The following is a 510-nucleotide window of genomic DNA, read 5'->3' as shown; positions in this document are numbered from 1 at the left end:
TTGAGACAGTGCCCAAGTCGTTGCACCTTTCGTGCGGGTCGGAACTTACCCGACAAGGAATTTCGCTACCTTAGGACCGTTATAGTTACGGCCGCCGTTTACTGGGGCTTCGGTTCACAGCTTCGGGACGAAGTCCCTAACCATTCCCCTTAACCTTCCAGCACCGGGCAGGTGTCAGCCCCTATACTTCGCCTTACGGCTTTGCAGAGACCTGTGTTTTTGCTAAACAGTCGCTTGGGCCTTTTCACTGCGGCTTCTCCTTAAAAGAAGCACCCCTTCTCCCGAAGTTACGGGGTCATTTTGCCGAGTTCCTTAACGAGAGTTCTCCCGATCATCTTCGGTTACTCACCGTGCCTACCTGTGTCGGTTTGCGGTACGGGCACCTATTTCCTCACTAGAGGCTTTTCTTGGCAGTGTGAAATCAGGAACTTCGGTACTAAATTTCCCTCCCCATAACCGCCTGGAATTAATGTTGAGTGGATTTGCCTGCTCAACTTCCTCACTGCTTGG

Annotated in this window: 1 rRNA gene; it reads right to left on the bottom strand. The window is 52.0% G+C overall.

The features are described from left to right. Positions 1-510 (bottom strand): 23S ribosomal RNA (locus tag CHH58_RS17955); the annotation flags it as partial.

Origin of the sequence: Terribacillus saccharophilus, assembly GCF_002272745.1 — a bacterium.
Taxonomy (GTDB): Bacteria; Bacillota; Bacilli; order Bacillales; family Amphibacillaceae; genus Terribacillus; species Terribacillus saccharophilus_B.
The sequence above is the reverse complement of the archived record's forward strand: the minus strand, read 5'-3'. Positions and strand labels throughout refer to the sequence as shown.